The following is a 24676-nucleotide window of genomic DNA, read 5'->3' on the forward strand; positions in this document are numbered from 1 at the left end:
GTACTGATTTTTTTTGATAATTTTGTTCACTCTCCGAATGAATTAATTTTTATGTTATGATAGATACTCAAAATATACCTGTTCAGAAAATAGAGAACAGTAGAATAGGTCAGGTAGACTTTAATAATATCCCTTTCGGGAAAGTTTACTCAGACCACATGTTTGTGGCAGACTATGCTGATAATGTTTGGAAAAACCTGAACATCAAACCTTATGCGCCGATTGAGATGAGTCCTGCAAACCCGTCTTTACACTATGGTGTATCTATTTTTGAAGGCTTAAAAGCTTATAAACATGAAAATGGTGATGTAGCAGTTTTCAGACCAGATAAAAACCTGGAAAGAATGAACTTCTCAGCCAGAAGAATGTGCATGCCTGAGCTTGATGAATCAGTATATTATAATGGTTTAGATACGCTTTTATCCTTAGATAAGGATTGGGTGCCTGCAGCTCCCGGTACAGCGCTTTACTTAAGACCATTTGTTATCTCTGATGATAACTACATAGGTGTAACGCCTTCTGTGAACTTCAAATTTATGATCATTACTTGCCCTGTAGGCGCATATTATGCTAAGCCGGTAAGAGTGAAAATAGAAACTGAATACGTAAGAGCCGTAAAAGGTGGTAGTGGAGCTTGTAAAACGGGTTGTAATTACGGACCTACTTTATATCCAGCTCAGTTAGCTAAAGCTCAAGGCTATGATCAATTGATCTGGACAGATGGTAGAGAGCATAAGTACGTGGAAGAGTCTGGTACTATGAATCTTATGTTCGTAATTAACGGCAAGCTGGTAACTCCTGAAACAGGAGATAGCATTTTGAATGGTATTACCAGAAGAAGTGTGATAGAAGTAGCTAAATCTTGGGGTATGGAAGTAGAAGAGAGAAAAGTAGAGGTGGCAGAAGTTGTTGCTGCTATTAAAGACGGATCTCTTCAGGAAGCTTTCGGTGCAGGTACAGCGGCTACTATTGCTCACATAGAGGTAATAGCTCACGAAGGAACAGATTATACTTTGCCTGATATTGCTAAGAGAGAATTCTCTAATAAAGTGCTTAAAGAGCTTGATGATATCAAATATGGCAGACAAGAAGATAAATTCGGTTGGTTGAGAAAGATATAATCAACTTATACCAAAATGAAAAGAGGTTGCTTTTAGTAACCTCTTTTTTATATCCTAATGGTCAATATGAAAAATCTCTTATTAAATATGAACTGGAAAAATGTGTTACTCACAGGCATTATTTTAATTCTTTCTTTTCCGGCTATATCTCAAAACAGACTGATTATTGCTAAAAAAGGAATGCCTCCTAAATATTCCTTTTGGCCTGGAGATGAAATAAGGCTAAAGCTTATTGGAGACAGCTATTGGAGTACGGGAACTATTGAAGCTTTAGGAGATGGTTATGTTAAGCTGCATGACACCAAAATAGCTCTTGCCGAAATAGAGAAAATAGACATTAGAAGTAAACGTAAAAGCACTCTTGTTTCTACAGTTACAGCCATTGTGGCTATAGGAGCGGTTGGCTTCCCTGCTGTAGATACTCTAAATGGTGTAATAGTTAATGGGGAGAGTGTAGATACAAAATCACTAAAAATTGGAGCTTACCTGGCCGCAGGTGCACTTACGCTCTATTTCCTGCAAAGAAAGAATGTTAAAATAGGTAAGAAGTTTAAGCTTCGGGTCGGAGAAATTTAAACTCCTTCATTTCTTCTTCATAATTCTCTTTTAAGTTATACATTTGCATTTTTTAAATAAAACATAAACTATGACTACAGACGAGTTGAAAGACTTGAAGGCGCGTGTAGAGGCCTTGAGGAGGTACCTTTGACTACGATAAAAAGTTAGCCGAGGTACAGGAAGAAGAGCTGGTTACCGCCCAGCCCGGTTTTTGGGATAATCCCGCAGAAGCTGAAAAGGTAATGAAAGGCATAAGAGCCAAAAAAACATGGACTGATAGCTTTGCTAAAGTAAATCAGCTTATGGAAGATCTGGAAACGCTCAATGAATTCTATCAGGAAGATGAAGTGAGCGAAGCCGATATGAATAAGGAGTTCGCTCAGGCAGAAAAAGCAGTAGAAGATCTTGAATTTAAGAAGATGCTTAGCAGCGAAGAAGATCAGCTGGGAGCTATTCTTGAAATCAACCCCGGAGCAGGAGGTACAGAAAGTCAGGATTGGTCAGATATTCTGAATAGAATGTACATCATGTGGGGAGAGTCACATGGTTATAATGTGAAGCAGGTAAACTACCAACCAGGTGATGTGGCAGGAATCAAATCTGCTACTTTAGAAATAGAAGGCGACTTTGCTTATGGTAACCTCAAGTCAGAGATAGGAGTACACCGATTGGTACGTATTTCTCCTTTTGATTCAGGGGGTAGAAGGCATACTTCATTTGCTTCGGTATATGTATCTCCTATAGTGGATGATGATATCGAAATAGAAATCAATCCTGCCGATATTGAGTTTCACACCTCTCGTTCAGGGGGTGCTGGTGGCCAGAACGTGAACAAAGTAGAGACTAAAGTGCAGATTACTCACAAGCCTACGGGTATAGTGGTGGTTTGTCAGGTAGAAAGGTCGCAGCTGGCTAACAGGGAGCGAGCTATGAAAATGCTTAAGTCTCGTTTATACCAGATGGAACTTGAAAAACGTAATGCTCAAAGAGATCAAATTGAGAATTCTAAAATGAAAATTGATTTCGGATCTCAGATTAGAAATTACGTATTACACCCTTATAAGCTTATAAAAGATGCACGTACCGGTGTGGAAAGAACGGACGTTCAAAACGTACTGGATGGTGATCTTGATGATTATATAAAGGCCTTTTTGCTAGGTTATCAGGAGCAAAAGGGAAATAATTAATATTAATGGAGAGACAAGAGGCAAAGCAACCTAAAGCTTATACCCTACAGTTTTGGCTGCTTTGCTCCAGCTCTTTTCTCTTTTTTGCCAGCTTTAATATGATTATTCCGGAGCTGCCGGATTATCTTACTTCTCTCGGAGGTGAAGATTATAAAGGGTATATTATTGCTGTTTTTACACTTACGGCTATGATTAGCCGACCCTTTAGTGGTAAGCTGGCTGATACTGTGGGTAGAGTGCCGGTAATGGTGGTAGGAGCGCTGGTTTGTTGTATTATGGGCTTGGTGTATCCGTTAGTAACTACTGTTGTTGGTTTTTTCATACTCCGCTTTTTTCATGGCTTTTCTACCGGTTTTAAGCCTACGGGTACTGTAGCCTATGTGGCAGATATTGTACCTGATAACAGAAGAGGTGAGGCTCTGGGCCTTTCTAGTTTGTTCGGAACATTGGGCATGTCTGCTGGTCCAGCTTTGGGAAGTCAGCTTAAAATTTGGTTTTCCCTTGATGCCATGTTCTATACATCATCAGCCTTGGCCATACTTTCTATTCTTATTTTGGCTGGTATGAAGGAGACTTTGCAGCACCGGGAGAAGTTCAAAATATCTCATCTTGCTATTCGGTCTGATGAAATATACCACCCCAGAGCTATTGCACCTGCTTTAGTACTTGGACTCACCGTTTTTTCTTTTGGCGTAGTGCTTACTATAGTGCCTGATTTTACAAGTTATTTAGGTATTGAAAACAAAGGAGTATATTTTACTGTTTTTACATTATCTTCATTATTAATTAGAATATTCGCAGGAAAGGCTTCTGATAAATATGGAAGAGTAGTAGTGTTGAAAGTAGCCTGTATTCTCTATGCTTTGAGCATGGTAGTAACTGGTTTCGCAACAGATATATGGAGCTTATTGGTGGGGGCTGCTATATTTGGTTTAGGAACAGGAATGAATTCTCCTACAGTATATGCTTGGGTGGCAGATCGTTGTGATTTTAAGACCAGAGGTAGGGGAATGGCTACGGCTTTCATAGCGTTGGAGTTGGGGATAATGCAGGGTTCAATAATATCAGGAGGGTTGTATGATAATAATCCTGATAATTTTAAAATGGTCTTTTTGTGTGCGGCTTTACTTTCTTCAGCCGGATTTTTTTATCTACAGTTTTATAAAAGGAAATAAATAGCCTTTTGCATAGTTTATTATTTAAACAGCAGGCTTTGTACTTGTTAATTTCGAATTGATAAAGTAATTTATTAATTATTTAATATTTAATATCAAATGATAGACTCGTTCTTGGATAATAAAAAGCTCATTAAGCAGGTAATTGATAGTATTAGTGTAGGTGTAGAGTATTTATCTGCTGTAAGAGATCAGAACGGAAAGGTCATAGATTTTAGATTTGAATTTATAAATGAAATAGCCTTAAACTTGGTACCCATAAAGAAAAGATTAGGCAATGACCTAATTGGTAAAGGCCTTTTAGAGATTGTACCCAAGATTAAAGATACATATTTCCCCAAGTATGTAGAGGTGTTTGAAACCGGCCGTAAGTTTGAAGTGATAAACCTTTTTCCTGAAGTGAGTCCTGACACCTGGTTTCAGGTGGAGTGTAGAAAGTTGGATGATGGTATTGTCTTCAGTTTTTCAGATGTGAGTGAGCGCAAAGAGATGGAGATACAAATGCAGTCATCTCATGCGGAGCTAAAGGCCTTATTAGATCATAACCCAGCCTTTATATTTAGGCTGGATACTGAACTCAAATATATGTACCTAAACAGAGCGCTACTCATGCGTATAGGCCACTCTCTGGAAGATATGCTTGGTGAGAATATAAAGGATTTTTATGAATCTAGCCATGATGTTACTGCTTTTGTAGCTGGGGTTAATTCTGTTATTTCTAATAAGAAGGAGCATGTGGAATTTACTTCGGTAGAAAGAGATGGTAAGCTCATCTATTATCAAACGTTGATGCTCCCAGAGCTGGATAGAGATGGAGAAGTGCGCTCAGTTCTGAATATCTCCAGAGACATAACTGAATTGAAAGAGGTGGAAATTAATCTCAAAAATACTAAAGAGAAATTTGAGGCGATATTTAACCATACCTTTCATTTTATAGCAGTTTTGGATCCTAAAGGTAAGATCAGAGAAATCAATCAGAGTTCATTAGATGCAACAGGCATTAAGTTAGATGATGTACTGGGAGAATATTTCTGGGATGCCCCCTGGTGGATAACCAGGGAGGATAGGCGTGTGGTGAAAACGGAAGTAAAACATGCATGCAATGGAGCGTTCTATAGGAGTAAAGTAGATATTAACTCCGTTAATGGTAGGATAACGGCTGATTTCTCATTGAAACCCGTCTTGGATACTAATGGTAAAGTGAGTACAGTACTCGCCGAAGGGAGTGACATCACAGAATTGTTAAAGACCAGAAAGAAGTTAAAAGCTACTGATAACTTCCTGCGAACATTACTTGAGCATATTCCAGATGGTATCGCTCGTATAAATGAGGAGGATAGAATAATCTATGTTAATAGGCTTACTGCAGAAAGGTGGCACCTGGATTATGAAGATTATCATGGCACCTATTTTAATATACTCGATATTCCATTAGAGAAGAAGCGGCTTTATTCTGAGCACTTAAATAAGGTACGCGCTACTAAACAAGCATTAAGCTTTATTACTACAATAGATGGTCTTTATACCTATGTAGTACTCACCCCTGAGTTAGATGAAAACGGTAATATAGAATCAGTATTAGCGGTAAGCAGAGATATTACAGAACTGAGAAAACATCAGAATGCGCTGGTAGAAATCAATGATAAATTGACTGCCGTTAATGATAAGCTTTTAGAGTCTCAGCAAGAGCAGCAAATGCTCTTAGATAAGCTCCGGCGGTCAGAAGTAGAGGTTCGTACCTTGGTAGAGCATTCTCCTAATGTTATACTCAGGCTTACGCCAAGGCTTAAAGTGGAGTTTATAAATAAGGCCATCGCGTCATTTGCAGGAAAAGAGGTGGATGAGTTTATTGGTAGAAATATTGAAAAGGTAGGTTGGCCAGAAAAGGGCTTAGAGCAGTTTCTGGAATTATTAATAAATAGCAGGGATAACAAAGAATTAGTAAGGCAGAGTATAGAGTTGGAGTCTGGTGCCAAGGTGAAGTATGGAATGTTTACCGTGGTGCCTGAAATGGATGACGCTGGAGAAGTAATGAGTTTAATGGTGATTATTTCTGACCTTACAGAGCAAATAAAGAGCGAGCAGCAGCTGCGCTTACAAAAGGAAAGATTGCAAGAGGTAAATGATGACCTGGAGGCTTTTACCTATACGGTATCTCATGATTTACGCTCACCGCTACGTGCTATAATTGGTTTTAGTGAAAAACTAAGAGCTCATACAGAAATAGACGAGGAGAGAACGCGCTTTTTGGATGTAATAAAGTACAATGCCAAGCGCATGGGTACTTTAATAGATGAGTTATTGGCCTTTTCTAGAATAGGCAGGTCAGAGATACACAAAACCAAGACTTGTTTAAAAGAGCTCTTTCAAGATGCTTTAGCTGAGCAGGAACAGCTGGAGAACCATAGATTTACCTACACCATCGCTGATTTGCCCGAAGTGCTAGTGGATAAGCTTATGATAAAGCAAGTAGTAACTAACTTGTGTAGTAATGCTGTAAAGTATAGTTTAGAGGTGGGTAAACCAACTATTTTGGTTGATAGTTTTGATGATGAAAAGGGCGAAAGAGTTTATTTTATTAAGGATAACGGCATAGGCTTTGAGCAGAAGTATAGCGAAAAAATCTTCGAAGTTTTTCATAGACTTCATCAAGATGATAAATACTCTGGAGTGGGCGTAGGGTTGGCCATAGCCAAGCAAATAGTACTTAAACATAATGGCCAGATCTGGGCTGAATCAGAGCCAGGAAAAGGCACATCTATATTCTTTAAACTACCGTCTTAAAAATAATTAATTTCTAATGAGTGTGATGAATAAGCTGAACTATGTAATCGTAGAGGACAATAGAGATGACCTCGAACTGATTCTTGACGGCATAAAAAAAGTAGATACTAGCTATGAGGTGACCATATTACGAGATGGAAGAGAGGCAGAGCATTTTGTGGATGACGTAATGGAAGGCAAACAGGAGGTTCCTAAAATGATGCTTCTGGATCTTAAACTTCCTATGCTTTCAGGGTTGGAGATTCTAGAGAAAGTGAAATCCAGTGAGGTTACTAAAAGCATACCAGTGGTAATTTTTACTTCATCTCAAGCTCAGTCAGATATAACCAAGGCCTATGAACTGGGCGCTAATGCCTTTATAGTAAAACCCATTGACTATAATGATTTTATAAAGGTTATTCAAAATATTGGCACCTTCTGGTTGCAGTATAATGAATAAAACCAGACAGTGAAAACCGCCTGGCTGATAAGTTCTTAAAACAGAAAGATTAAATTTTTCTCACGTGACCGCTGCCTGAAGTATCAGTTTTGAGTTTATCAGGATTGCCTTTGTATTTTATAGAGCCACTGCCGCTGATAGAGGCGTCTAATGATTCTGTAACATTCACCTCACAACCTCCTGAGCCAGAAATGTCTACTCTGCATTCTTTGGCCTCTAAATCAATAGATGCAATATGGCCAGACCCGCTCACCTCAGCAGTTACTTTATTGGCATTGCCTGACATGGTAATTCTACCTGAGCCTGATATGGAAAGATCAAGGTCTTTAGAGTCGGCTTCTAATTCTACTTTTCCTGATCCGCTTATTTCAACTATCAAATTATCAGTAGTGAATTTGTTTTGTCCATATACTTTTCCTGAGCTGGAAACATCCAGAGCCTCTAGCTTAGGTAAGGTCACATTGATGGTTGGCTTACTGTTGAAATTGTTAAATGAAAAGGACTTTTTTCGTTTTATAATCAGCCTGTTTCCTTTTACTTCCGTAACGAGGTCATCAAGCTCATCTTCATCACCTTCTACAGTAACCTTAAAAGAGTTGCCTTGAGTGATATATATGTTGCCAGAGGTGTTGACAACTATTTCAGAAAAATCTGAAACGGGCCGATTTTCAGTCTTTTGCCCAAAAGTAAATGGGGCAATTACGAATAGCAGAAGTATGATGTAGATAGTTTTCATTAGTTTGAGTTTTTCTTTCAAAGACTAACCAGGTTTGAAAAGGTTGCTTCAAGAATGAAAAAACTTCTATTGATCTCTAAGCAATTACCTCTGAAAATTCATTTCTTTGTGAGCTGAGGTGTGAAATCCTGAAAGAAAAAAAGCTTTTATGGCAGAACAGGTAGAATATTTTTTTACAATAGAAGGTCCGGCAGAAGGATTGTATAAAGAGAAAGGAAGTAAGTTTCTGGCGTATGCCTATCCTGTGAAAAACGAGGAAGATATTAAGGAGTGTTTAGCTCAGCTAAAAAAACAATATCATGATGCCAGACATCATTGTTACGCCTATATGTTGGGGGCTGAAAGGAAGGATTTTAGGGCTAATGATGACGGTGAACCGAATCATTCTGCGGGAGATCCTATTCTTGGGCAGATCAACTCCAAAAACCTGACTAATGTACTGGTGGTAGTGGTTCGTTATTTTGGAGGGACAAAATTGGGTGTCAGTGGATTGATTAATGCCTATAAAGTATCATCCGAAGAAGTACTGGCTAATGCTACTACAGTGAAGGTGGAGGTGACCAGAGCAGTTCAGATTACCTATAGCTATGAAGAAACTAATGAGGTCATGAAATTAGTAGCTGATTTTTCATTAGATATAGTAAATCAGGAATTTACCATGGATTGTACGATGGATGCCGAAGTGAAAATCAACTTTATGGAAGCATTGAAGGAAAAAATAAAGTTATTGAATGATATTGGTAATAATATTCAATTAAAACTTCTTTAAACAAAGCGATAAATATGTGGTTATAGAAAAGGAGTTTAAACTCTGATTGATCGCTACGCTATTTCCTATAGCTTATAACCACAAAATGAAAAACACCTTTACCGCCTTAGTATTAATGCTACTGATCAGAGTAGCATATTCACAAGCCCCTACATTTTCTGATGTAGCCTATGTTAATGATGATCAAGAAGCTCATCTATTAGATATTTACGTGCCAGATGGCTTAGAAGTACCTAATCGTGCAGTACTTTTTATTCATGGTGGAGGCTGGAGTTCAGGTTCTAAAGAGCTAACTATGGGGTACTGCCAGGAGTTGCTTGAAGCGGGAATCACTGTAGTAGGGGTAAATTACAGGCATAGTCAAGATACGCTTTTTCCGGCACAGTTACATGATGTAAAAACAGCAGTTAGATTTTTAAAAACTCATGCAGATGACTATAAAATCGATACTTGTAATATTGGCGTGATGGGTGTTTCTGCAGGAGGACACCTAGCGGCTTTACTAGGTACTTCGCTTGAGGTTAATGAGTTGGAAGGAGCGCATTTGGGTAGCACTGAAGCCAGTAGTGAAGTGCAGGCAGTAGTTGATTTTTTTGGTCCTACTTATTTTCTGGAGATGGATCAATATTACCCTGGTAGTTGTAACGATCCTTTGATACATGATAGGAATAATTCTTCAGAGTCTCATTTGTTAGGGTGCAGAATTAGTGAGTGTACTGACTTAGTGGATTTTGCCAATCCACTGGCATATATTGATGGGAATGAGCCACCGTTTGCTATTTATCATGGAGATGCTGACTGTGCCGTACCTATGCATCAGAGCCAGATTTTACGAGATAAGCTAATTGAATTTGGAATAGAAACGGAATATACAGAAGAGCCGGGGGGAGGGCATGATGATTTTTTAGATACAGAATTAATGCAGGAAGTGGCTGCTTATTTTATTAAGGTACTCAATAATGATTGTACTGATTATGAAAGGCCTGCAACTCCTCCTGTTACAGGGGTGGGAAATGATGCTTCAAAGCATTATAATATATTTCCGAATCCTTCAAGAGAGTACGTAAACCTACAAGGAGACTTTATGGATGAGATAGAGGTGCATGATATGAAGGGGAAAGTAATATTAAGGCAGTCAGTAAAAGCGGGAGATCAAATCAATACAGCTGGCTGGAGAGATGGTTTATATATGATATCTATTTACTATAAAAATGAAAAGCGCTATTCTTCTCGGTTAATGAAAGAATAGCGCTTTTTATTTTAGAAAGCTTCTATAAATATCCCTTTTTGATCAATTCGTTATACATTTCTATACAAACCCAGGCATCAGTAGCAGCATAGTAAACTTGCTTTTCTGTTAAAGTATCACTTTCCCAGTTAGATATCTGAGCGCTTTTAGAAACTCTGAAACCAAGGATAATGGCTACTAGTTTGCGTAAGCCATTACTTTCTATGCCTATGTGTTTCACTATCTTATTGAGCTCTACAAAACCTCCTGGCGTAAAATCCTTGAGCTTTTGCATATCTTTAATGTCATCTCTGAGGGCTATGCCTATCTTTTTTATATTTTCATTTTCAAGGAAATGAATAAGCTCAGGAGTAAAACCAGTAATATTTACCCTAATAAGAAATACTTCCTTATCAGTTGCAATTTGTATAAGCGAGACATCATTAAACTCCCCTTTTTTAAAAGCGGGCTTAGTTTCAGTGTCAAAGCCAACGGCCTTAGTTTTGTTTATTTTGTTAAAAGCTTTGTTTATACCTTCCGCAGTGGTAATAATGTGCACTTTCCCCTCATAACGCTGTAAGTCGAGCTTGTTAATCTCCTCGGCACTGATAGTCTCAGCGTAAGTAGACTTAATTTTCTTCTTTCTCTGACTTGTCGATCCTTCTGATTTTGATATTGGCATAAGCAAACAATATTGTCATAAATGGGCTTAAAAGATTAAAAAAACAATATGGTAAGTAGCTAACTGTAGCTACCCCAAGTGTGGTGGACTGGTAAGCCCCGCAAGTGTTCCAGGGAACGAGTACTGATGTGACCGTTCCTGAGTCTTCCAGTGTACGGCTTAGGTTTTCAGGAGCGAGACCTCTTTCCTTAAATTCGCTGGAAAACATTCTTCCAGGAACTACTATGGCTATGTATTGGTCTGAAGCAGTTAGATTAAACGTTATACAAGTACCCGCTGTAGAGGCTACTAACGAGCCAGTAGAGTGAGCTAGCTTTATAATGGAAGCCGCTATTACCTTGAGCATATTATTGCCTTCCATTACCCCACCAAAGATCATAGCACAGATGATGAGCCATACTGTAGGTAATATACCTTGCATGCCGCTGGAGCTGAGTAGAGAGTCTACCATTTCATTGCCAGTGGTGAGTTGTATCTCTGTAAACATAGCCTTCATGAGTGCTTTGTAGCCTGATTCAACATTGTAAACATCTACTTCCGCTACGGCCTGTATAGCTTGTGGCTGAAAAATTAATGCAAAAACACAGGCTAACAGAGTACCGATTAATAACGCAGGTAACGCAGGTACTTTTTTCACTATTAATAAGATAACAGTGGCCGGAACAATAAACAATAAAAGGTTAATATTAAATTCTGAAGCAATAGCAGTCTGTACTTCACCTACTGAGTTAATGGCGGTGTCGCTATCTATGGTAAATCCCCAGATTAGAAATATAGTCAGGGTAATGATCATGGTAGGCCCTGTGGTGAAGAGCATGTACTTGATGTGGGTGAATAAATCCGTTCCTGCCATAGCCGGAGCTAAGTTGGTGGTGTCTGATAAAGGAGACATTTTATCACCGAAGTAAGCACCTGATATTACTGCGCCGGCAATAATCCCCGGGCTTAATCCTAATGCCTGTCCTATTCCCATTAAAGCAATACCTATGGTAGCGGTGGTAGACCATGAGCTACCAGTGGCTATTGATACCACAGCACTAACTATACAAGCCGCAAATAAGAATATGGTAGGGTTAAGAATGTCTAAACCGTAATAGATCATAGCTGGCACTACTCCGCTGATAAGCCAGCTACCTGCTAGTGCCCCTATCATTAACAGAATAAGAATGGCACTCATGGCAGAGCTTATACTTTTTACTATCCCATCCAGTACTTCATCCCAACTATAATTGAGTGTTATGGATAAAATTCCTCCTAGTGCGGCAGCAAATATTAGTGCCATCTGGTTAGGGCCGTATGAGGCGTCTTCTCCAAAAATGGCTACGTTAGCAGCTAGTAATAAGATCAGAAAAACTATGGGTACAAAAGAAAGTAAAAGTGAGGGCTCCTTGTGCTCTTTGTTCATGTGTTAGGGGTTAGAAATATCGAATATATAAAAAGATTTTGTTAAACCATCATATTAGCCAGTTTCTCGCCTAATTGAGTACCTATGGCTACACCCATTCCTCCCAGCCGGAAGCCCGCAAACACTCTGTCAGAGACTTGGGTAAGTAGCGGCTCTTTATGTTCTCCGAAAGCCATAATGCCTGACCAGAAGTAGTCTATTTCATATTGATAGTCAGGAAGAATGGTTTCTTTAAGGGTATGGGTTAGGTTCTCGGTTATTTTGTTGTTAATTCCCTGGTCGGTAGTTGTCTCAGTTTCAATATCCAGGTTTCTTGCACCACCTAGAATAATTCGGTCTTCAAAGTTTCTGAAATAATAAAATCCCTGATCCATATGAAAAACACCCTGAATGGTAAGGTTGCTGATCGGCTTGGTTATCAATACTATTCCTCTGCCAGGTGCTATTTCGGCCTCAGGCATTAATTGTTTTGTAAAGGCGTTGGTGCAAATGGCCACCTTATCGGCTTTGAAGTTAATTTCTTTGTAAAGCTTATCTTTTACCGTTACCTCTACTCCGGTTTCAGTTTCATTATAAGCCTCTACTTCTGCTCCAGTATGGATAATAATGCCTAATTGTTCGGCTTTGCCTATTAAGGCTTTCATCATTTTGCCGGTATCTATCTGCCCTTCAAAAGGGGAGTAGATAATGGATTTTACTACCGAAGTATTAAACCCAAACTGACCTATTAACTTATTGTCGATGAGGAAGGGCTGGCTGGAGAAAATCGGCTCAAGCAGGCTGTTAACTTCATCAATTTCTTTTAGAAAGGGCAATTCCTCTTCTCGAATAAGCTCATAGCCGCCATAGTTTTGGTAGTCAATAGGCTCATCTCCAAGCCGGGCTCTTAGTTTAAGAAGGCCTTTGTATCTTTCCTGAGCCAGGTTGTAAGTCCTTTCCTTACCCAAGGTCTTGATGTCCTGTAAAAGCTCTGTAAGGCTTCCAAAACAGGCGAAACCAGCATTTTTGGTGCTAGCTCCTGAAGGGAGTAAGCCTCTTTCTAAGATGGCGATGTTAGCGTTGGGTTCCTTTTCCTTCATTGAAATGGCGGTGGATAAACCCACGATTCCACTTCCGATGATAATATAGTCATAGTTAATAAAGGATTGTCTTTCCCAGACACTAAACATAACAGGTTCTCTTTTAAGTCCTTCCAAATATATGGAGATGAAATTTATATTAATTATATTTTCTATTTAAATCCTAAAAATGACGCTATGAATATTAAGAACATTGTCCAAAAAGCAGGTAATTCTGCATTTTACCTATGGCTTTTGAACCAGGGGCTGAGCAGAATGATACCTTTTAATAAACCACATGGGTTTAAAGTGGTGCATATTGATGAAAAAAGTATAAAAACAGAACTGCCATTTAAGAAGCGAAATTTTAACCATATAAAAGGAATCCATGCTTGTGCGTTGGCAACATTGTCTGAGTTTACTACTGGCTTTCTTATGGTTTCCCGGTTAGACCCTAAGAAATATAGAATTATATTGAAAACCTTGGAAATGGATTATCACTATCAGGGTAAGATGAAGGTGCAGGCTGCTTTTGAAATAGGAGATAAGTGGCTTCAGGAAAATATTTATGGTCCGCTACAGTCATCAGAATCTACAGTAGTGGTGTGTGTGGTGAAGGTTTTTGATGTAGAAGGGAATCATATTTCTACGGGTAAAGTGCATTGGCAGGTGAAATCATGGGATAAGGTAAAGACTAAAATCAATTAAAGAAGTGCCTTTTATTTCGTAAATTATTAAGAAAACCTCATGAGAAAAATACAACAACTACTGCGAGAATATGGCGAGAGACATCAGAACCCTACTAATAAACGAGTGCACTGGATTTGCGTACCTTTAATTTTTTTTAGTATAGTAGCCATGGTGTGGTCTATACCTGCGGTATCCTTGCAAAATCTGGTCAATAGTCAAAGCCCTTTTGTGAATTGGGCAACGCTTATTCTGTTTTTGGTTTTTATATATTACGTAACCCTTTCAGTGCCATTGGCTTTCGGTATGCTGGCATTTTCTGCGCTGTGCCTGGTGGCATCTTTTGGTTTATCACAATTAAACTTTTTGCCAGTATGGGGCTTGGCGTTAATTATATTTATCATTGCATGGATAGGCCAGTTTTATGGTCATAAAATGGAGGGTAAGAAACCGTCATTTTTTAAAGATGTTCAGTTTCTTATGATTGGGCCAGCCTGGCTCATGCACTTTATTTTTAAGCGTTTGGGAATAGATTATTAAATAGTTTTTTGGAGCCACATATTATTCATTTGAAAACATCTGCCGGAAAAGGAGGTGAATTATCGGTGATTGATGAAGATCAATTGCCTTTTCAGGTTAAAAGATCTTACTGGATTTATAACCTGAAAGAAGATGCTAAGCGTGGAGGGCATGTTCACCTTAATTCTGACAGGGTACTAGTTTGCTTACAAGGAGAGGCAGAAGTGAAATTGAGAAACAAAAAAGGTGAAGAGTGGGATTTTGTACTCAATAACCCGGGGAGTGCACTTTACTTTCCCAGACAGTATTGGATAGACATGTCTTGTAAGCAAGGCAGCATTTTGATGGCGCTCACCTCTTGTGGTTATGCAGAAGATGAGTTGGAAACCAATTGGGATAACTTTATTATTTCATGAAGTCTGGTGCAAGCCACCGATTGAAGGTAGAGCAGTATCCTTTTTCAAATGCAACAGCGGCTTCTTTGATCTATAATTCAGAAGCTTATCTTTCCAGTTATCCTACCGGTAATCTGTACAGGTTTTCATTGCTGAAAAAGGGAGAGGAGGTGACTTTTATCCACTTTTATATTGAAGGAAGTGAAGCTGAAAACGCGCTGTATTCAGGAATTGCCTCCTTTGATGGTAAGCAAGTGAACTCTGAAAATATAACTCTATTAATGACTAGCTTAAAAGAGTGGGGTTTAGAGCATGGTATAAAGTATTTTGTGATTAAGTGTGCGCCTTGTTTTTATTATAATGATGGGATGATTCTTAATGATGCAATGCTATTTTCAGGAGCCGAGATGTCAGTATCAGAGCTTAACCAGCATATAGCGGTGACTAACTCTGATTATATGTCATTGCTAAAAAAGAATGAGAAAAAGCGACTGAGGAAATGTCATAAAAATGGATTTACCTTTCGTAAACTAGATGTTACTTTTTTGCCAGAAGCATATAAAATCATAAAGGATAACAGAGATTTAAAGGGCTTTCCTATGACTATGAGTTATCAGGGCTTGCTGAAAATGTTCAAGGCTTTTCCTGACCGCTATCTTTTATTCGGAGTTTTTGATGATGATAAATTAATTGCGGTAGCCGTGAGCATTCTTGTGAGTGATCAGGTGCTTTATAATTTTTACCATGGTGATGATTTTAATTACCGTACTCATAGCCCTATAGTCATGATTCTGGAAGGGGTGTATTCCTTTTGCCAAACAGAAAATATTCAGTTTCTGGATCTAGGGATTTCTTCAGTAACTGGAAAAGTAAATGAAGGTCTTTATGCGTTTAAGCAAAATTGCGGAGCAATAGAAACGAAGCGTAATCTGATCACTTTGAATGTATAGCTTCCTCATATAGTTTTAATATAGCAGGAGCTACCGCATCTACAGAATAATTTTCGTGAAAAACATTCCTTATAGTTTCAGTATCAAAGGTTTTTTTATGCTCAATAAACCATTTGATTTTATCTGCAATGTCTGTAGCCGTAATTTTCTCTATAAATATGCCTGTTTGATCAGTAATGATGTCTTTTGGCCCACCAATAGGTGCTGCTATACTAGGTATGCCCGCGGCCATGGCTTCAATATAAGATACCCCGAAAGATTCGGAATAACTTGTAAGTATATGACCATGTGATTTTTGCATGAGCACCATAACCTTTGGTTTTGAAAGCTCCCCCAACCATTCAATTGAATTTTTAAATTTTAAGGAGGAGGCAAACTGTTGCATATCTTCTAAGTCAGGGCCAGCTCCAGCTATTTTTAGGGTGCAGTTATGGTCATCTAATAGGCTCCAGGCTTCTATCAATTCTTTAATGCCTTTGCTCCTTGATATAGAGTTAGCATAGCAAAAGGTGAGTTTTTCTTCTTTTGCATCATAGAAAGTTTTAGGAGCGCTAATGAAATTCGGAATGATTACCGGATCGCAGTCAGGTAAAATATTTCTTATGCTCTCTTTTAAAAAGGAGCTTACCGCTACCATTTTTGATGCATTTTGCATGGCAGTCGCTATTTCTTCTCTTAGTTGTCCGCTCTTGTTGAGATGGTATTTTTGAGGAAAAGGCGACATATGTTCTGTAATCAGATAAGGAATGCCTAATTGCTTAGACAGTTCGTGCGCTATATATCCTGCCGGGTAATTAACATGAGCATGAAGCAGATCTACTTTACCATAAGTAGCTTCAAATTCCTTTAAATTTTCAATACTGGCTGTGATTTTCGCTTTTATATTGCCTTTTTTTATTCGATAATGAAAGGAGTAAACAGGATGAAAATATTCACAAACATTGCCTCTCAGTGGTTTTGCGAATGACTTGTTTCTGGAAGTCAGCTTTTTTATTGAGTTGAATGGCCTTTTTGAATGTAATAGCAGCTTTTCATCATTTTGGCCCCACAAGCTTATACCGAAATTAATATTCGGGTAGTATTCAGCTAACCATAGGGTCTGCTCTCGGATAAAAATGCCATTGAGCCAATTGCTGTCAGAAGGATACCATGATGGAATCACAAATACATTCATAAAGGTAAAAATATGGAGTCTTAGCCTGAAAATGTAAGCATTAGGTAAAAGGATGTTTAAATGGGCCTTTAATTTCTGTATTTAAGGATTTGTAGTGTCGAGATCCCGTTTTCTCACTTCCTTTAAAAGGAAAATGTTATAAAGCATAATGCTGATGATCTCAGCGCACACTAGCGCGATAAGCCCATAGTATAATCCACCATATTTAATGCCTAGATATAATGACAAGAATCTGGCGGAAAGGGAAACGAAGGAAAAGATAAGGCCATAATATTGCTTATTCATAGCAGCAAAAGTGCTGCTGGTGGGCGTGCTTATAAACATACATAAAAGCATCATGCTGAGTATTTGAACCATTTCGCCAGATTGCTCCCAACTGGCACCAAATACAAAAATAAAGACATCATCTCCGATAAGTAGTAGGGCAATGAACACAGGAGCTCCAATTGTTAATAATAACTTCCAGCAGCGTAGTAGTTCTGGCTTTATGGATCGGTTTTCCTGAATTAATAGACCGATTTTTTTATAAAATATCTGACCTATGCCTGCTCCAATTATTGCTTCCGGCAAGCTAAGCATGCGGTAAGCTAATGAAAATTGGCCAGTTATTGCTTCAGAGGTTAAAACAGGTAAAAGTAATATCGGGATTTGACTTGAAACGCGCTCAACTAATCCGCTAGGGAATGAATAGTAGGGGAAGAACTTATGTTTTTTTAATAAAATGGCCGCTTTACTAATATTCAATTTGGAGAAAATGAACCGTAGATTGCTGAGCGCAATAAGGAAAAGAGTGGCTTGTCCGGCAATTGCAGCCAATACCAAATGGTTATATCCCCACTGGAATGAAGCGTATAAAATGGCCGCCCCTTGAAAAAATAATCGATCTATAACTTTTACTGTGGAAAGGAGTTTAAGCTGGTTGGTTCTTAAATAGTACCATTGCCCAATTTGATTAGCAGCTCCAAAAAGTACTGCTAAAATGAGTAGCCAGTACAAGTTGTTGCTGAGCGGAACATGTAGTAATTCCGGAATCCTTACTAAAGCAACCATGCTTAATATGGCCACAAAAACCAAAAGAATAATAAAAAGCGTTTGTATGAAAATAGATAAGTCCTTATTCTTTTTTATCAGCACTATGGCTTTGTCATATTGTAAAGTGGCTACAGAGATGAGTATGATCAAGCAGCTTTGAAATACAGCAAATTCTCCAAATAGAGTGTCAGTGTAAAGCCTGGTTATGATGGGATAGCCTACCAGCGTAATCAGTAAAGAGATGATATTGCCGAAGGTGAGAATGCTCACTTCTTTAAAGTATCCTTGAAATATCGATATGAGGTTTGATTTTTTCAAGGCGTTATTTCTTAGTGATAGATTTTAGTTTTTTGAGGGTTTTCAATACAGTAGACTCATATTTAATAAGAAAGTATTTTTCCTCAATAGCTCCAAAACTCTTAAAAAAATAGGCTATTCCAGGTATGTGTGAGCCCTCAAAGTCTAAAGTGCAGTTGCTATCAGATTGTTTTTTTATGACCTCATCCAAAATTAAGGAGTTAGCATTTAATGAGCGTCCGAGGTCAGTGTTGGCGCTAAATAAGTAGGTGATTCGGCTTTTGTATTTTATAAAAAAGGCAATTGAAATCAGTTGCTTGTCTTTAATGGCTTTTATTAACAAGCCTGTGTCATTTTTCAGGCTTTCTGAAATTAGCTCATGTATTTTTAAATATGCTGTATCTGATACTCCATCTGTAATCTTTGGAGAAACTTCTTTTTTAAATAAATTGATCAAATCATCCGCTTCAGAACCATTAATTATCTCAATATCGGTTTTTCGGGCTTGTTTTAATCTGCTTTTTCTATCTCTCCTATATTTGGCTGCTAATTCTTCATATTTTTCACTGAGCGGAAGTATATGGTTGGTTTGAGTTTCTCCGGTGAAGGTTTCTGCATAATTGTAGTTTAGAGGGTAAATGAAAGAAGAAAATTTTTTAATAATTTCACTCTTTACCTCTTTTATAATTTCGTCACTTATAAAACCAAACATACCTAAACGCTGAGCTAAAACTGGCTTTGGGTGAAGCGAAAAGCCATAGTTTTTATGGCTAAGTAGCGGCATTATAAAAGAATAAGCATCATTTTTTTCTATTACCCATGCCTCCCAGTCAGGGTGTATTATGCTTAAGAACCAGTATTGGCAATACACCATTCCATCAGGAGATTGCATGAGGCATTCATCCCATTTTTTTTGATCTATTTGTGTATGTTTAAGGTGTTTTAGCAATTGATTTTTTAATATGTCAGATCAGCCCCTGGTATCTATTATTTGTCTGAGTTACAATCATGAACGCTTTGTGAAAGAAGCCCTGATGTCTGTTTTTCAGCAAACATATAAAAATATAGAAATTATTGTAGTGGATGATGCCAGTACTGATAATAGTAAGGAGGTAATTACTGATTTGTTGAAGCACCATCCAGAAGTGAAATTCATGGCTCTGGAGAAAAATATTGGAAACTGTAAGGCTTTTAATCAAGCGTATGCAGTTAGCTCAGGTGAGTTTATTATTGACTTGGCGGCTGATGATGTTCTTCTTCCTCAAAGGGTGGCGCAAGGTGTAAAAGCGCTGTTAAATAGCGGAGAGGACTATGGGGTTAATTTTACTAATGCCGAGGTAATAGATGAGCAGGGGGATTTTATGAAACATCATTACCCAATTAATCAAGAGAGAAAATCTACTGTATTTGTGCCCTCCGGCGATGTGTTTAAAGACTTAGTGGCTCGCTATTTCATCTGTCCGCCTACTATGATGTATACCCGGGCTCTTGTTGAATATTTGGGTGGCTATGATGAAAACCTCACTTATGAAGATTTTGATTTATGGATCAGGTCATCAAGAGTTTTTAAATATGCTTTTACTGATGAAATTTTAGTGAAAAGAAGAATGGTGCAAGGTTCAAAACGAAGTATGCAGTTTAAGATTAGAAGCCCTCATTTAAGAACAACCTACACGGTAATGCAAAAGGCGAAGGCGTTAATTAGCAACGAAGCTGAAGCAAAAGCCTTTAAAAGCCGGGTGTATTATGAAGTGAAGGTAGCTCTGCGATATTTAGACTTTCCTTTGGCTTATAATTACCTTAGGCTGTTGCAATAATTACTTATCGTCTGTTGTCATCTCCTTCAATGATACTCACATAGCTGATATAGCGGCTTTCTGAAATTTCACCATTATCTACAGCATCTTTAACTGCGCATTTTGGTTCATGCAGGTGGGTGCAATTGTGAAACTTACACTCTGATTGCAATGCCCTCATTTCAGGAAAATAATCTGAAAGTTCTTCAGTTTCTATATCTATTATGCCTAATTCCTTAATTCCAGGTGTGTCAATGACAAAAGTAGAAGGCGAAACTTCAAACATCTCAGCAAAGGTAGTGGTATGAACCCCTTTTTGAGCGAAGTCTGATATGGCTCCTGTTTTTTGCTCTATTTCCGGGGCTATTTTGTTTAGTAAAGTGGACTTGCCTACGCCACTATGACCAGAAAACAGGCTCTTCTTTCCATTTAAGATTTCAGATACTGAGTTAATGCCTTCATCTTTTAAGGCTGAAACTTTCAGGCAAGTGACACCTATTTTGTCATAAATTTCTATGATTTCATCAATCATAGCTATGCCTTTTTCATGGAGAAGGTCAATTTTATTAAATATGATTACTTGAGGAATTCTAAACGATTCGGCAGTAATTAAAAAACGATCTATAAAGCCAAGTGAAGTCCTCGGGTAAGTGAGTGTAACAATAAGAACGGCCTGATCCAGGTTAGCGGCTAGTATATGTCCCTGGCTTTTTAGCTTTACTGATTTTCTTATGATATAGTTTTCTCTCGGTAATATCTCTGTAATTACAGCTTCAGTGTCATTTTCAAGGCTTATAGTCACCTTATCGCCTACAGCTATGGGGTTTGTAGTTTTAAACCCTTTAAGCCTGAGCTTGCCTCTGGTACGGGCTTGATAAATTTTATGGTCTTCAGCCAGTACATCATACCATGAGCCGGTAGATTTTAGAACTTCTCCTGTCATGATAATATTTCTTTGCAGTGATTAATTATTTTGTCTGTTGCTCCCGTGTGGTCAAGCACATAATCTCTGTTGACCTGGCTGCCTATGTTGTAGGTTTTTTCTTCCATAAACTGATGAAACTGGAATCTTAGCTGGTTATTATCCCCTATGGCTACCGCGCCTCCGAGGTTAACCAGATCCACTGCTTCTCTGAATTTAGTGTAATTTTTATTGCCAAAGAAAATAGGTAATCCAAAAGTAGCCGCTTCTAATATGTTATGTAGGCCTGCGCCAAAAGCACCACCAACATAAGCATAATCTGCATAGCCATATAAGCTGGAAAGCATGCCTACATTATCTATTATTAATATGTCGTTTTCCTGGGTATTTGAGCTGGTAAGCTGAGAAAATCGAATAGTCTTTTTAATGGCTTCTTTTTCTATTCTCTGCATAAATCTTTCCTCGATTTCATGCGGAGCAATGATGAATTTTAAAGGAAATTCGTTGATGAATGATAGCAGTACATCAAAATCTTCTGGCCAGCAGCTGCCTACTACCATAAGTTTATCATTACCCTTAAACTGTTTAACCAGAGGGATATCTTTTTTATTATTCACAATACTGACCACCCTATCGAAACGAGTGTCCCCAGAAATAGAAACATTATTAAATGAAAGGTTATTTAGCAGCTCTTTAGACTTATGGTCTTGCACAAAGAAATGTGATACTTGTTTAAGTATATGACGGTAAAACCCTCCGTATTTTTTGAAATATACCTGGTCGTTTCTGAAAATAGATGATACCGATAAAATAGGGATGTTATTTTTTCTAAGAGCTCTTAGGTGGAAGTACCAGTATTCATATTTTACGAAGATAGCCAGGTTGGGCTTGGTTATGTTTATAAACTGCTTGGCGTTGCCAGGAGTGTCCAGGGGGAGGTAATATACAAAATCTGCTAGTGGGTAATCTTTTCTCACTACATAACCAGAAGGGGAAAAGAAGGTGAGTAAGATTTTGAAGTGGGGAAAATCCTTTTTAAATGCTTCTATAACAGGCCTTCCTTGCTCAAATTCTCCTAAGGAAGCACAGTGGAACCACGCAAGATCTCCAGAGTGCGATTTAAAGTCATTAGATAATTCTTGAAACAGGTTTTTTCTACCTTGGGAGAATTGCTTGGCTTTTTTGTTGAAAAGTGCTGCAAAAGAGATAAATACTCTGTAAAAAAATATGAATAATCTATAGCTTAATTTGCCCATTGCGCAAAATTAAAAAAGCCCACCGCAATGCAGTGAGCTTTTTGTGTTTTTATTGAGAAACAACCAATTAGTTAGCAGAAAGGTATTTAGATACACCGTCTCTGGTAGCTTGCATTGCTTCTTTTCCTTCTTCCCAGTTAGCAGGGCATACTTCACCATGCTCTTGTACGTGGTGCCATGCGTCTACTACTCTTATCATCTCATCAATGTTTCTTCCTAAAGGCAGGTCATTGATAGTTTCATGTCTTACTACACCTTCTTTGTCAATGAAGAAAGTACCTCTGAATGCTACAGGAGCACCATCAAATACTAAATCACCTTCTTCAGTATAGCTCCAGTCTCCAGCTAATACGCCGAAGTTGTTAGCTACAGTTTTAGAAGAATCTGCTACTAGAGGGTAAGTTACACCTTCTATACCGCCATTGTTTTTAGGAGTAAGTAACCACGCAAGGTGAGTTTCTTCAGTATCGCAAGAACATCCTACTACCTGAACGCCTCTTTTTTCGAACTCTTCTAATTTGCTTTGGAAAGCAAGAATTTCAGTAGGGCATACGAATGTAAAATCTTTTGGGTAGAAGAAGAACATTACTTCTTTTTTACCAATGTAATCAGCTAGAGAGAATGATTCTACAATCTCTTCACCATTAATAACTGCCGGAGCATCAAATACAGGAGCTTTTTTTCCTACTAATGACATAATGTTGATGTTTAATTTTATGTTGTTCAAAAATTTATTTAATACTTATTTCCTTTTCAGGATCTATCTTATCTCCATTAATCTGGAGGGTGATATTCTTAATTTTAAGATTGCTGACTTTTTTCTTTTTAAAGAAGTTGATGATTACTTCATTGAGTTCGTCATCATAATAATCAACAATTTCAGCCGTATTGGTACAATAAATATGGCCGTGGCTATCTAGTTTTGGATCATACCTCATATGTCCCTCATGGGTAGATACCTTGGCTATCAGACCTTTTTCCACAAAAGTTTCAGCAGTTTTATATACTGTGCCCAAAGATATGCTTGGGCATGACTCTTTTACATAATCATAAATTTGCTCCACGCTGGGGTGGCAATTCATATTATGTACAGCCTCAAGTATCACCGTTCTCTGATGGGTTACTTTTAGCCCTGATTCACTGATTTTTGCTTGTATGTCTGCGTATCTATTCAAAATAACTATTCTTAAATAAGAATTATTCCTATTTAGGAAATTATGTTACAAAGCTAGGCAAAAGCATTTCAAATAGCAAAACAGAGGGTATTATTTTTGGTTACCATAAGTCTGCTTTTAATATCAAGACTTACAGTGTTTTAACTGCTGATTTTGGGATTTTTTAAACTAAATAAATAGTATTCTGATACAATGAAAAAAGTTTACCTTATAGTGATTTTGAGTGCTTTCATGTCTTCTTTGGCGTCAGCACAAGATGATTTAAGTAATTTAATACAAGCCGGAACGGAAAATGCCAATGCCATGGCTGAAGGATATGTGCAGCCATTTATGAAAGGTTTTGGTACAGGCTTGGGTAGCGGATGGTTAAATACAGCTAAAGCTCATAAAACATAGGGCTTCGACCTTACCGTAACTGTAAACGGGGCTTTTGTTCCTAGTAAAGATTTAAGTTATGATCCTTCAAGAGTAGGTCAAAACTCATCGCTTACATTATTATCCCCTGATGAGGCTCCTACAATTTTTGGTAGAGAGGATGAGCCAAGATATGCATATAGCTATACGCAAGATGGAAGAACATTTTCAGGTGAATTTAACGGCCCTGCTAGTGTTATAGATATTAAAGAAGATATGCCTATGCAGGTAGTGCCAGTGCCTATGGCTCAACTGGGAATTGGTATTATTAAAAATACAGATATTAAAATTAGATGGACTCCGGAAATAGATGTGGAGGATGGCAGTTTTAAGCTGATTGGTTTTGGTGTAATGCATGATATTAAACAACATATACCGGGCATTAAGCATTTACCTTTTGATCTTTCTGCTTTTGTTGGCTACACCAGTGTAAGCTTTGATTTTCCTTTTGATGAAGAACTTAGTACTACCGGAGGTGGAGTTTATACCACTAATGGTTTAGGTCAGTTAGATGTTAATACTTTGACAGGTCAGGCTATTATTTCTAAAAAAATATCTGTACTTACTGTTTATGGTGGAGTTGGGTTCAATAGAGTAAGATCTGAAATTAAACTGAAAGGTGATTACGTAGTGAGAGATGATTTCGGAAACTCTGAATCTGTGAGTGATCCTGTTGATTTGTCATTCAAAGAAGGTGGTGTTAAACTTAATGCAGGTTTTAGACTTAAGTTAGCTATAGTAACGCTTCATGCAGATTATACTGTGCAAGAATATGATGTACTTAGCGTAGGCTTTGGTTTTGCAGTGAGATAATTCTCTTGCTTCTAAGTAATAATATATAAAAGCTTCCTCAAAAGTAGTAACTAGTTTAGTGGATGTCACATTGAGGCCTCTTAAAATGTACACTTCTTCAATCT

The 24676-nt window shown here is 38.0% G+C and carries 24 protein-coding genes and 1 pseudogene; 14 read left to right on the top strand and 11 right to left on the bottom strand.

Annotated elements, in window-relative coordinates:
• Positions 1 to 56 precede the first annotated feature (56 nt).
• From LVD15_RS12940 to LVD15_RS12965, 6 genes are all read left to right on the top strand, one after another.
• Complete coding sequence (locus LVD15_RS12940) at positions 57 to 1121, top strand: branched-chain amino acid aminotransferase (RefSeq protein WP_233780740.1); 1065 nt, start codon at positions 57 to 59, stop codon at positions 1119 to 1121.
• A gap of 87 nt (positions 1122 to 1208) precedes the next feature.
• Entirely contained in the window at positions 1209 to 1697 is a 489-nt protein-coding gene (locus LVD15_RS12945; protein WP_233780741.1) for a hypothetical protein, read from the top strand.
• A gap of 70 nt (positions 1698 to 1767) precedes the next feature.
• A protein-coding gene (gene prfB, locus LVD15_RS12950) for a peptide chain release factor 2 (RefSeq protein WP_233780742.1) occupies positions 1768 to 2866 on the top strand; the annotation gives its coding sequence in 2 pieces (ribosomal slippage) (positions 1768 to 1827 and positions 1829 to 2866; 1098 coding nt in all).
• A 5-nt stretch (positions 2867 to 2871) separates the two neighbouring features.
• Positions 2872 to 4041, top strand: coding sequence for an MFS transporter (locus tag LVD15_RS12955; RefSeq protein ID WP_233780743.1), 1170 nt, complete (start codon positions 2872 to 2874; stop codon positions 4039 to 4041).
• Between the two features lie 99 nt (positions 4042 to 4140).
• Positions 4141 to 6825, top strand: a complete 2685-nt coding sequence (locus tag LVD15_RS12960; protein ID WP_233780744.1) for a PAS domain-containing protein — start codon at positions 4141 to 4143, stop codon at positions 6823 to 6825.
• Between the two features lie 25 nt (positions 6826 to 6850).
• Complete coding sequence (locus tag LVD15_RS12965; RefSeq protein WP_233780745.1) at positions 6851 to 7264, top strand: response regulator; 414 nt, start codon at positions 6851 to 6853, stop codon at positions 7262 to 7264.
• A gap of 49 nt (positions 7265 to 7313) precedes the next feature.
• Here LVD15_RS12965 and LVD15_RS12970 read toward each other — a convergent pair whose 3' ends face one another.
• Positions 7314 to 8000: a head GIN domain-containing protein gene (locus LVD15_RS12970; RefSeq protein ID WP_233780746.1), complete on the bottom strand. Its 687-nt coding sequence runs from the start codon at positions 7998 to 8000 to the stop codon at positions 7314 to 7316.
• 148 nt (positions 8001 to 8148) lie between these two features.
• Between LVD15_RS12970 and LVD15_RS12975 the strand changes: the two genes are divergently transcribed.
• Together LVD15_RS12975 and LVD15_RS12980 are read left to right on the top strand one after the other, a co-directional pair.
• Positions 8149 to 8769 carry an IMPACT family protein gene (locus LVD15_RS12975; protein WP_233780747.1) on the top strand — a complete coding sequence of 207 codons (621 nt, stop codon included), beginning with the start codon at positions 8149 to 8151 and terminating at the stop codon, positions 8767 to 8769.
• An 85-nt stretch (positions 8770 to 8854) separates the two neighbouring features.
• The gene (locus LVD15_RS12980) at positions 8855 to 10018 is read left to right on the top strand and encodes an alpha/beta fold hydrolase (RefSeq protein ID WP_233780748.1); all 1164 of its coding nucleotides are present in this window, start codon (positions 8855 to 8857) and stop codon (positions 10016 to 10018) included.
• A gap of 22 nt (positions 10019 to 10040) precedes the next feature.
• Here LVD15_RS12980 and LVD15_RS12985 read toward each other — a convergent pair whose 3' ends face one another.
• The 3 genes from LVD15_RS12985 to LVD15_RS12995 are packed head-to-tail and all read right to left on the bottom strand — an operon-like array spanning position 10041 to position 13253.
• Entirely contained in the window at positions 10041 to 10679 is a 639-nt protein-coding gene (locus LVD15_RS12985; protein WP_233780749.1) for a 3'-5' exonuclease, read from the bottom strand.
• The gene (gene nhaC / locus LVD15_RS12990; RefSeq protein ID WP_233780750.1) at positions 10627 to 12084 is read right to left on the bottom strand and encodes a Na+/H+ antiporter NhaC; all 1458 of its coding nucleotides are present in this window, start codon (positions 12082 to 12084) and stop codon (positions 10627 to 10629) included. Before nhaC ends, LVD15_RS12985 begins: the two co-directional genes overlap by 53 nt.
• Positions 12085 to 12125: 41 nt before the next feature.
• Positions 12126 to 13253: an NAD(P)/FAD-dependent oxidoreductase gene (locus LVD15_RS12995; RefSeq protein WP_233780751.1), complete on the bottom strand. Its 1128-nt coding sequence runs from the start codon at positions 13251 to 13253 to the stop codon at positions 12126 to 12128.
• 87 nt (positions 13254 to 13340) lie between these two features.
• Here LVD15_RS12995 and LVD15_RS13000 point away from each other — a divergent pair, with 87 nt between their 5' ends.
• Genes LVD15_RS13000 through LVD15_RS13015 form a run of 4 tightly spaced genes read left to right on the top strand, consistent with a single transcriptional unit; the run spans position 13341 to position 15693 of the window.
• On the top strand, positions 13341 to 13850 hold the full coding sequence (locus LVD15_RS13000; RefSeq protein ID WP_233780752.1) for a DUF4442 domain-containing protein: 510 nt from the start codon (positions 13341 to 13343) through the stop codon (positions 13848 to 13850).
• 39 nt (positions 13851 to 13889) lie between these two features.
• On the top strand, positions 13890 to 14369 hold the full coding sequence (locus LVD15_RS13005; RefSeq protein WP_233780753.1) for an Mpo1 family 2-hydroxy fatty acid dioxygenase: 480 nt from the start codon (positions 13890 to 13892) through the stop codon (positions 14367 to 14369).
• Positions 14370 to 14398: 29 nt separating this feature from the next.
• On the top strand, positions 14399 to 14764 hold the full coding sequence (locus LVD15_RS13010) for a sugar 3,4-ketoisomerase (protein ID WP_233780754.1): 366 nt from the start codon (positions 14399 to 14401) through the stop codon (positions 14762 to 14764).
• A complete protein-coding gene (locus LVD15_RS13015) occupies positions 14761 to 15693 on the top strand; it encodes a GNAT family N-acetyltransferase (RefSeq protein WP_233780755.1) in 933 nt (310 codons plus the stop codon). Before LVD15_RS13010 ends, LVD15_RS13015 begins: the two co-directional genes overlap by 4 nt.
• On the opposite strand, the gene LVD15_RS13020 is transcribed toward LVD15_RS13015, so the two are convergent.
• The 3 genes from LVD15_RS13020 to LVD15_RS13030 all read right to left on the bottom strand — a co-directional run bounded on the left by LVD15_RS13020 (position 15677) and on the right by LVD15_RS13030 (position 19145).
• Positions 15677 to 16867 (bottom strand): glycosyltransferase, encoded by a 1191-nt coding sequence (locus LVD15_RS13020; protein WP_233780756.1) that lies wholly within the window; start codon positions 16865 to 16867, stop codon positions 15677 to 15679. The genes LVD15_RS13015 and LVD15_RS13020 overlap by 17 nt on opposite strands.
• An 81-nt stretch (positions 16868 to 16948) precedes the next feature.
• Entirely contained in the window at positions 16949 to 18217 is a 1269-nt protein-coding gene (locus LVD15_RS13025) for a lipopolysaccharide biosynthesis protein (RefSeq protein ID WP_233780757.1), read from the bottom strand.
• Between the two features lie 4 nt (positions 18218 to 18221).
• Positions 18222 to 19145: a hypothetical protein gene (locus tag LVD15_RS13030; protein ID WP_233780758.1), complete on the bottom strand. Its 924-nt coding sequence runs from the start codon at positions 19143 to 19145 to the stop codon at positions 18222 to 18224.
• Positions 19146 to 19158: 13 nt separating this feature from the next.
• On the opposite strand from LVD15_RS13030, the gene LVD15_RS13035 reads away from it, so the two are divergent.
• Positions 19159 to 20013, top strand: a complete 855-nt coding sequence (locus LVD15_RS13035) for a glycosyltransferase family 2 protein (RefSeq protein ID WP_233780759.1) — start codon at positions 19159 to 19161, stop codon at positions 20011 to 20013.
• 4 nt (positions 20014 to 20017) lie between these two features.
• Here the strand turns inward: LVD15_RS13035 and rsgA are convergent, their stop codons facing one another.
• The 4 genes from rsgA to LVD15_RS13055 all read right to left on the bottom strand — a co-directional run bounded on the left by rsgA (position 20018) and on the right by LVD15_RS13055 (position 23345).
• On the bottom strand, positions 20018 to 20935 hold the full coding sequence (rsgA, locus tag LVD15_RS13040; protein ID WP_233780760.1) for a ribosome small subunit-dependent GTPase A: 918 nt from the start codon (positions 20933 to 20935) through the stop codon (positions 20018 to 20020).
• Entirely contained in the window at positions 20932 to 22170 is a 1239-nt protein-coding gene (locus tag LVD15_RS13045; protein ID WP_233780761.1) for a 3-deoxy-D-manno-octulosonic acid transferase, read from the bottom strand. The genes rsgA and LVD15_RS13045 overlap by 4 nt, the downstream gene beginning before the upstream one ends.
• 67 nt (positions 22171 to 22237) lie before the next feature.
• Positions 22238 to 22867: a peroxiredoxin gene (locus tag LVD15_RS13050; RefSeq protein WP_233780762.1), complete on the bottom strand. Its 630-nt coding sequence runs from the start codon at positions 22865 to 22867 to the stop codon at positions 22238 to 22240.
• Between the two features lie 34 nt (positions 22868 to 22901).
• A complete protein-coding gene (locus LVD15_RS13055; protein WP_233780763.1) occupies positions 22902 to 23345 on the bottom strand; it encodes a Fur family transcriptional regulator in 444 nt (147 codons plus the stop codon).
• A gap of 192 nt (positions 23346 to 23537) precedes the next feature.
• Here LVD15_RS13055 and LVD15_RS27285 point away from each other — a divergent pair.
• Positions 23538 to 24572 (top strand): annotated as a pseudogene (locus LVD15_RS27285) (DUF6588 family protein).
• Positions 24573 to 24676: the final 104 nt, after the last annotated feature.

Source organism: Fulvivirga maritima, assembly GCF_021389955.1.
GTDB classification, from domain to species: domain Bacteria; phylum Bacteroidota; class Bacteroidia; order Cytophagales; family Cyclobacteriaceae; genus Fulvivirga; species Fulvivirga maritima.